The 8,354-nt window shown below is 61.1% G+C and carries 8 protein-coding genes and 1 riboswitch; of the genes, 6 read left to right on the top strand and 2 right to left on the bottom strand.

Features of this window, described 5'->3' with window-relative positions; all coding sequences use genetic code 11:
- The 4 genes from AB4Z11_RS00660 to AB4Z11_RS00645 form a co-directional block, all read left to right on the top strand.
- Positions 1 to 2,103 (top strand): S46 family peptidase (locus tag AB4Z11_RS00660; protein ID WP_442021889.1); only part of this gene is annotated, 2,103 nt, incomplete at its 5' end.
- Between the two features lie 3 nt (positions 2,104 to 2,106).
- Positions 2,107 to 2,724, top strand: coding sequence for a nicotinamide riboside transporter PnuC (gene pnuC / locus AB4Z11_RS00655; RefSeq protein ID WP_442021887.1), 618 nt, complete (start codon positions 2,107 to 2,109; stop codon positions 2,722 to 2,724).
- On the top strand, positions 2,721 to 3,236 hold the full coding sequence (locus tag AB4Z11_RS00650; RefSeq protein ID WP_442021885.1) for an AAA family ATPase: 516 nt from the start codon (positions 2,721 to 2,723) through the stop codon (positions 3,234 to 3,236). The genes pnuC and AB4Z11_RS00650 overlap by 4 nt, the downstream gene beginning before the upstream one ends.
- A 2-nt stretch (positions 3,237 to 3,238) precedes the next feature.
- Positions 3,239 to 3,967: a hypothetical protein gene (locus AB4Z11_RS00645; RefSeq protein ID WP_442021883.1), complete on the top strand. Its 729-nt coding sequence runs from the start codon at positions 3,239 to 3,241 to the stop codon at positions 3,965 to 3,967.
- Here the strand turns inward: AB4Z11_RS00645 and AB4Z11_RS00640 are convergent.
- Positions 3,964 to 6,051, bottom strand: coding sequence for a TonB-dependent siderophore receptor (locus AB4Z11_RS00640; RefSeq protein ID WP_442021881.1), 2,088 nt, complete (start codon positions 6,049 to 6,051; stop codon positions 3,964 to 3,966). The two genes, AB4Z11_RS00645 and AB4Z11_RS00640, sit on opposite strands and share 4 nt — an antisense overlap.
- A 55-nt stretch (positions 6,052 to 6,106) precedes the next feature.
- A riboswitch (TPP riboswitch) is annotated at positions 6,107 to 6,202 on the bottom strand.
- Positions 6,203 to 6,284: 82 nt separating this feature from the next.
- Positions 6,285 to 7,445 carry an iron-containing alcohol dehydrogenase gene (locus AB4Z11_RS00635; RefSeq protein ID WP_442021879.1) on the bottom strand — a complete coding sequence of 387 codons (1,161 nt, stop codon included), beginning with the start codon at positions 7,443 to 7,445 and terminating at the stop codon, positions 6,285 to 6,287.
- A gap of 109 nt (positions 7,446 to 7,554) precedes the next feature.
- On the opposite strand from AB4Z11_RS00635, the gene AB4Z11_RS00630 reads away from it, so the two are divergent.
- Positions 7,555 to 7,857, top strand: coding sequence for a ferritin family protein (locus tag AB4Z11_RS00630; protein ID WP_442021877.1), 303 nt, complete (start codon positions 7,555 to 7,557; stop codon positions 7,855 to 7,857).
- A gap of 33 nt (positions 7,858 to 7,890) precedes the next feature.
- Positions 7,891 to 8,349, top strand: coding sequence for an immunity 26/phosphotriesterase HocA family protein (locus tag AB4Z11_RS00625; protein WP_442021875.1), 459 nt, complete (start codon positions 7,891 to 7,893; stop codon positions 8,347 to 8,349).
- Positions 8,350 to 8,354: the final 5 nt, after the last annotated feature.

Raw genomic sequence — 8,354 nt, 5'->3', positions numbered from 1 at the left:
GCCCTGCTGACCGCCTTCGCACCAGTGTACGCCGACGAAGGCCAATGGCTGCCGAATCAATTGCCGCAACTGAAAGCGGAACTGAAACGCATCGGCATCACGATCCCGGCGGAGCAGCTGGCCGACCTGTCCAGGCACCCGATGAGCGCCATCGTGTCGCTGGCCGGCTGCTCGGCGTCCTTCGTGTCCCCTGATGGTCTGGTGGTGACCAATCACCACTGCGCATACGGCGCCATCCAGCGCAATTCGACCGCTGAAAAGAACTACATTGCCAACGGCTTCCTGGCCAAGACCCGCGCCGAAGAACTGCCGGGCGGCCCGACCTCGCACATTTATGTAACCGACAAGGTTGAAAATGTGACCAAACGCGTGCTGGAAGGCCTGGACAAGCTGTCCGGCCGCGCGCGCCATGACGCCGTGGAATCGCGCATCAAGGCCCTGATCGCCGAATGCGAATCCGACAAGATCTACCGCTGCTCGGTGCCGGCCTTTAACCGAGGCGGCGAGTTTTACCGCATCCGCCAGATGATGATCCGCGACGTGCGCCTGGTGTACGCGCCGGCTGAATCCATCGGCAACTACGGCGGCGATATCGACAACTATGAATGGCCGCGCCACACCGGCGACTACTCCTTCATCCGCGCCTACGTGGGCAAGGACGGCAAGCCTGCCGATCCGTCGCCGGACAACGTGCCCTACAAATCCAAGGACTTCCTCGTCGTTTCGGCGGAAGGCCTGAAGAACGGCGATCCGATCCTGCTGGCCGGTTATCCGGGCCGCACCAGCCGCTACAAGCTGGCGTCCGAAATCCGCCACGCGCGCGACGTGAGCTATCCCGCCATGGTGGCTGACTACCAGGCCGACCTGGACACCATCGACGCCGCCACCAAGGGCAAGGAAAGCGATGTGGTGCGCTACGCCTCCGTGGTCAAGTCCACCAACAACCGCATGAAGAAAACCCAGGGCTTGCTGGATGGCTTCCTGCGCAAGGACATCGCGGCCATCAAGGATGTGCAGGATGCCGAATTCCGCACCTGGTACGCCAAGCAGCCGGGTGTATCGAAGTCCATGCTGGACGAGCTGAATGCCGTGATCGCAGCCGACATGCAGCTGGCCGATGAAGAATTCGCCTGGAACGTGGCCACCAACAGCGACTTGCTGAAGAACGCCCGCAGCCTGGTGCGCCTGGCGCAGGAACGCAAGAAGCCTGACGCGGAACGTGAGTCCGGCTACCAGCAGCGCGATCTGAGCTTCATCAAGGCCCGCCTGACGCGCCTGGAGCAGTCCTACGTAGGCTCGGTGGACCAGGCCCGCTTCAGCGCCAGCCTGCAGCGCTACGCGAAGCTGAAGTCCCATCCGCAAGGACTGGATGCAGTGCTGCCAGCCGTGGCTGACGTGCCTGCGCTGTATACCGGCTCCAAGCTGGGCGACACTTCCGCGCGCCTGGCCTTGATGGATCAGGACATCGACGCCATCAGCAAGTCCGACGATTCTTTCGTCAAGTTGGCGGTCAAGCTGAATGGCATTGGCCTGGCGCTGGAAGAGCGCCGCAAGGAAGTGGACGGCAATCTGGAAAAGGTGATCCCGCAATACATGGAAGCCGTCAGCGCCTGGAAGAAGTCGCAGGGCAAGCCAGTCTACCCGGACGCGAACTCCACCCTGCGCGTGACCTACGGCACCGTGAAGTCCTACTCGCCGCGCGATGGCGTGACCAAGGGACCATTCACTACCGTGGAAGGCGTGGTTGAAAAGCACACCGGCAAGGAGCCGTTTAACGCACCAGCCAATCTGCTGGAAGCCATCAAGGACAAGCGCTATGGCGTGTTCAAGGACCCGGTGCTGGGCACCGTGCCGGTCGATTTCCTGACCACGGCTGACACCACCGGTGGCAACTCAGGTTCCGCGGTGATGAACAAGCGCGGCGAACTGATTGGCCTGAACTTCGATTCGACCTACGAGTCCATCACCAAGGACTGGTACTTCGATCCGCAGATTAYCCGCGCCATCCACCTGGACATCCGCTACATGCTATGGGTGATGAAGGAAGTCGACCATGCCGACAACCTGCTGCAGGAAATGAAGATCAAGTATCCGAAGAAGTAAAACGTGAACGAATCCATATCCCTGTTTGGTCTGGCGGCGACCACGCCGCTGGAGATCCTCTCCTTCGTCCTGTCGGTGGCGACGGTGTGGCTCAACATCCGCCAGAACCAYTGGGCGTGGCTGTTCGCGATCCTGGCTTCGGCCATGTACGGCGTGGTGTTCTTTGAATCCCGGCTGTATGGCGACATGGCGCTGCAACTGGTATTCATCGCCGTGTCGTTCTGGGGCTGGTATCAGTGGCTGCACGGTCCGGGTGAGGATCACAAGCTGCCCGTGACCACGCTTTCCGCACGCAGCCGAATGGTGTCCGGCGCAGCATGGGCGGTGGGCTACGTGGTGCTGGCCTGGTTCCTGAAGACCTACACCGACACCGACGTGCCGCATGCCGACGGCTTCCTGACCGCAGGCAGCCTGGTAGGGCAGGCTCTCCTGTCGCGCAAGAAGATCGAGAACTGGCATGTGTGGATCATCGTGGACGTGCTGTATGTGGCGCTCTATGTTCACAAAGGCCTGATGCTGACGGCCGTGCTGTATGCGATGTTCGTGGCCATGGCCATTGCGGGCCTGCTGTCCTGGCAGCGTTCCGCTTATGACGATGCGAAGGGCATGGTCCTGAAATGAAGCAGCCCTTCCGCGTTGCGATTGTCGGCAGCGCTTCATCCGGCAAGACCACGCTGGCGCAAGCCCTGGCGGAGCAGTATGGCTCGCCGTGGGTGCCTGAATACCTGCGCGAGTTTGTCGAGCGCGAGCAGCGCGTACCCGTGGAGGATGACCAGTTTCACATCGCTACCATGCAGGTGGCGCGCGAAGATGCGATGGCGGCGCAAGGCAGCCGCTTCCTGTTCTGCGACACCACGCCGCTGATGACTGCCGTGTATAACCGCCACTACTTCGGCGGCCTGCGCGAAGACCTTGCCAATTTGGTAGCGTCGCGCCAATACGACATTACCCTGGTCTGCGACCCCGATATTCCATGGATTCCTGATGGATTACATCGCGAACCTGAGGATGTCAGCGGTATTATTCATGAGATTCTGCACGAGGAACTGGCTAGCCGCGCCATACCTTATTCGCGCATCCACGGCTCGCTTGCAGAACGCATCGAACAGGTAAAACAACTACTAGGGACGTGACGATGAATAAAAAGCTGCTCTTCGCGCTTGCTGCCTTGCTTCCGCAATTCGCCTGCGCCGAGACCGGCTACTATCTCGTCAACGTCTACGACGTCGAAGGCTTGGCCAACGTCGACTACAAATACTGGAACGCTCACTACAAGGACCGCGCCACGCGCGCGATGCCGGAAATTGGTCTGGGCTACGGCGTTACTTCGCGCTGGTACACGGAATTGAGCGGCAGCTGGTTCCAGATCGGCGGCGAGCAAACGCGCTTCGTCGCGCTCGAATGGCAGAACGATTTCCTTTTGACGCAGGGCCAGTATGATTGGGACGTGGCGCTGCACACCACCATCGAGCGTCCACGCGACCGTTCACAAGGCTATGCGCTGGAGATCGGTCCCGCGCTGCAGACGCAGTTCTGGCGCACCCAGTTCAATTTGAATGTCTTCTTCCAGCGCGAGTTCGATAACGGCGAAAAGAACGATACGGAGCTGGTCTATCAATGGCAGATCAAGCACCGCTGGAAAAGCTGGCTGCAACCGGGCTTGCAGGGCTTTGGCGAGCTGGGGAAGTGGAACGACTGGCAGCCGTCCGATAAGCAGTCGCACCGATTAGGTCCGGCAGTCTTCGGTTACGTCGACGCCGGCGCCAACGGACAGCAGATCAAATACGAAGCAGCCTACCTGGTCGGCAAGAACTCGGCCCGCACCGCGAAAAGCTTCACGATGCGGGTCCAATATTTGTTTTAGAAGTCGACCTGCGCGGACAGGCGGAAGGTACGTGGCGCGCCTGGGAACAGATAACCGCCCAGCTCAGGCGTCACATCGCGCCAGTAGAACTTGTCCAGCGCATTGCGCACCTGCGCGCGCAGGATGACGGTGTTCTCGCCCAGCTTGGCCGCATACGAGCCGCCCAGGTTCAGCACATGGTACTTCGGCACGAATACGGTGTTGGCTTCGTCGAAGGCCTTCTTGCCCGAGAACTGCCAGTCCGCATTGACCTTCAGGCCCGGCACTTCGGCCACGGTGTATTCGGCAAACACGGTCGAACGGAAGTTCGGCACATTGGTCACGCGCTTGCCGTCGAAGTCTGCCTGGCCGGTGCCGCTCTGTTTCGTCTGGAGCGCAGCCACGGACGCACCCACGTTCAGCAGCTTGTTCACCTTACCCTGAGCCGACAGTTCCAGGCCGCGATGGCGTTCCTGGCCTGCGCGCACAAAGGTATTGCTGCCGTCGATGAACTCATGGCCCTGGTCGWTCTGGAACACGGCTGCGGTAGCCGAAATGCCCGCCACCACAGTCTTCACGCCCACTTCGATCTGCTTCGACTTGCCTGGGTCCAGCGCGCGATTCTGATTGGTGGTTTCGATCGGCGCTACGCCGCCATGCTGCAGGCCTTGTGCGTACGATGCATACGCGGACAGGTCGGCGCGCGGCGAATAGACCAGCGCCACATTCGGCAGCCAGAAGTTATTGGACGACGGGTCGACGCCCAGTTCATCGCGCTTCACCTGCACGTAGCGCGCACCCGCGTGCACGGCCACTTCATCGGTCAGGCTGATGATGTCCTGCAGGTAGACGGCCTTTTCTTTGTCGCGGCGGCGCACGGAGACGGGACCGCTGCTGCCCGGAACCGGCGCCACAGCGATCGGATGATAGATATTGCTCACGCCCGCCAGGTCATACTGGTAATCGCCCCAGCTTTCCTTATTGCGGAAGTAGGACAGGCCCCAGGTCACTTCATGGCGAATACCGGAGGTGGCGAACTTGCCGTGAATCTGGGCACGCGCCGAGAACGGACGCTTCTCTTCGCCCAGGCTCTTGTAGTCGTACACATCGTAGTCGCCATTGGCGCAGAAGCCCGGCCACAGCTCTTCGCTGCTGCAGCCATAAGGGAAGGCGGTGTAGTCGTCGCGCTTGAAGATGTGCTGGTTGGCGCTGATGGTCGCTTGCCAGTCCTGCGACAGGGCATACTTAAAGGTCGCGCCGATATTGGTGGTTTCGGTTTTCACCGGCTTGGCCCATGGCTGGTCGTTCAGGAACACGTCCGCATCGACCTTCGGCAGCGCAGTGCCGCCGATCAGCTGGAAGCCCGGAGCGGTCAGCTGCGATTTGTTCTGGTAGTCGGCGTCCAGTTGCAGCAAGGCCTGCGGCGAGATCTGCCAGTCGAAGGCGCCGGAGATGAAGGAGCGGTGGCCGTCCGCGCCCTTGATGTAGGACTGGATATGCTCGCCCGCCGCGTTGATGCGGTAGCCGAAGCGGCGGTCTTCAAAGCGGCCGCCCAGGTCCACGGCGCCATACACGGTACCGCGCTCGCTGACTTCGAACAGCACGGAACGCAGATTGTTCTCGGTTGGGCGCTTGGTTACGTAGTTCACTACGCCGCCCGGGGCGGAGACGCCCATTTGCAGGCCGGACAGGCCCTTCAGGACTTCGATGCTTTCCTTGTTCTCCAGCGGGATCTGGGTGTCGCCGGAGATGGCGTGGCCGTCCTTGCGGTAGGAGCTGGCGTTATCCAGTTTGAAGCCGCGGATGGAGAACTGCTCGGCGTAACCAACCGCATTGTAGGAGTCGCCGATGCTGGCGTCGTACTTGGAAGCGTCGGTGGTGGAGCGGATGTTCAGGTYCTGCATCTGCTCGCGCGTGATCACGCTGACGGAAGCGGGCGTTTGCAGCAGAGGAGCGTCGGAGAAACCGGCGACGGAGGAACGGTCGGCAATGGCGCGGTTGGCGGTGATGACGACTTCGGTCATCTTGGTGTCGTTCGATTGCGCGTTCGCCAGCTGCGCAGCGGCCAGCGCGATGGCGGTAAGGGTGATGCGGGATTGATTCATGTTGTGCTCTTTTGTGGTTCTAACGAGCCAACGCGGGAGCATTCAAAGGAGGGGAGAAGACAACTTTGCGCTTTCCTTCGCTGGCATTATCCAGATCAGGTACGAAGGGTATTTCTCACCCGGACAATGTCCAGGACCCCTAGCGATCGCGCATTTTACCACAGGACCTCAAAACCCGAGGCGTGAACCTGGTGGCAGGCACGATGTGCCTGCCACCTGCTTTTGCGTCAGGTTTAAACGCTCAGCGCCAACGCGGCACGGGCGACGGCGGGCGTGATGTCGCGGTGCTCGCCCAGTTTGGTCATGCCGGCGGCTTCCAGCGCCTGAACTGTCGCGTCGATTGCGCTGGCTGCGTCCAGGCCGTAGCCGGACAGGCGCGTCTGCACGCCCATCTGCTCGAAGAAGGCGCGGGTGCGCTCGATGGCCGCGTCGATACGCGCATCTTCCGAACCTTCGCGCAGCCCCCAAACCCGCTCGGCATACTGCAGCAGCTTGCCCCGCTTGGCCTCGCGCTTCACCGACAAAATCCCCGGCAGCACAATCGCCAGCGTTTGCGCGTGATCCAGGCCGAACAGCGCGGTCAGCTCGTGGGCGATCMTGTGCGTCGCCCAGTCCTGCGGCACGCCGACACCGATCAGACCATTCAACGCGAGGGTGGCGGTCCACATGATATTGGCACGGATTTCCAGATCTTCCGGCGCCGACAGCACCTGCGGACCTTGTTCGATCAGCGTCAGCAGCAAGCCTTCTGCGAAGCGGTCCTGGACTGGCGCGTTGACCGGGTAGGTCATGTACTGCTCCATCACGTGCACGAAGGCGTCCACCACGCCGTTGCCGACCTGGCGCAGGGGCAGGGTGAAGGTCTTGGACGGGTCCAGCACGGAGAACTGCGGATACACGAATCTGGACGCGAAAGCGCGCTTTTCCCTGGTCGCGGCGCGGGTAATCACGCTGGCGCTGTTCATTTCGGAACCGGTGGCGGGCAGCGTCAGCACCGCGCCGAAAGGCATGGCGCCTTGCACGACTTTGCCGCCGATGGACAGGATATCCCACGGTTCGCCGTCAAATACGGCTGCCGCTGCCACAAATTTGGTGCCGTCAATGACCGAACCGCCGCCAACGGCCAGCAGGTAATCGATTTTCTCGGCCTTGATCAGCGCAACCGCCTGCATCAGCGTTTCATAATGCGGATTCGGTTCGATGCCACCGAATTCGAGGACGGCATGACCGGCCAAAGCGGCCTTCACTTCGTCGTAAGTGCCATTCGCCTTGATGCTGCCGCCGCCGTAGAGCATCAGCACGCGCGCATTGGAGGGAATATGTTTCGCCATGCCGGCGATCTGGYCCGCGCCGAACAGGATTCGGGTGGGATTGTGGTATTCAAAATTGTTCATGCGCCAGATTATACGTGTCGTGCGACATCTTTTCAGGGGGGCAGCTACACTTGAGAAATCCGCGCCGCAGGCAGACAATGCGTGTAACCGCATGCCTAAGGAGACTGGAATGACGCAGGAACACGTTGTCGAACCGCGCGACTATCTGAACGCACAGGTGCTGGACATGCACCGGGCACTGACATCGCTCAGCGAAAAGATAGAGATGCTGGATCTTCAAAACCAGCGCGTCGAAGTCTGTACGGACCCGGAGCTGAAACTGGTGATGGCCAGTCAGCGCGACGRCACGCGCAAGCATATTGCGCAGTTGCTGGAATGGGTACGCCGCCGCGATCCGAAGTTGGATAAGGAAATGAAGGAAGCGCTGTTCAAGGCGGGTCCCATCGCCGCGCAGTTCCACTACGAAGAGTAGGCGGGGCGGTGCGGCGCAATTGAAAGGAAGTTGATGAAGTTGCAGCCGTACCGGGAGGGCAGCTGGTTTGCCATCCCGCTGAGAAACGGCGGATACGCCACCGGTCTGGTGGCCCGCCTGTCGCCACAAGGGAAGGTCATGCTGGCCTACCTGTTCGGTCCCAAGCACTGGACCCTGCCTACCCTGGCAGACGTGCAGGAGCTGAGGGCTGAAGATGCGCTCAAAGTGATCCGCGCCGGTGACGTGGCCGTGTCCAATGGGCGCTGGCCGGTGATCGGGAACCTGGTGAATTTCCGGCGCGAGGATTGGATGTCGCCCATGTTCATCCGCCGAGCCGACGCGCTGAAACGCGCCTGGCAGGCGACGTATTCGGACGATCCGGCCAAGCCGGACCGCGAAATATCGGTGCCCTACGATACGCCGGGGCTCGAAAGCGATTCTTTGTACGGCTACGGTTCTGCCGAGCTGCTGATGACCAAACTACTGGAGTAGGCATC

Source organism: Pseudoduganella sp. RAF53_2, from assembly GCF_052113985.1.
Lineage (GTDB): Bacteria > Pseudomonadota > Gammaproteobacteria > Burkholderiales > Burkholderiaceae_D > Rugamonas.
Note: the sequence above shows the minus strand (reverse complement) of the source record. Positions and strands in the feature narration are given on the sequence as shown.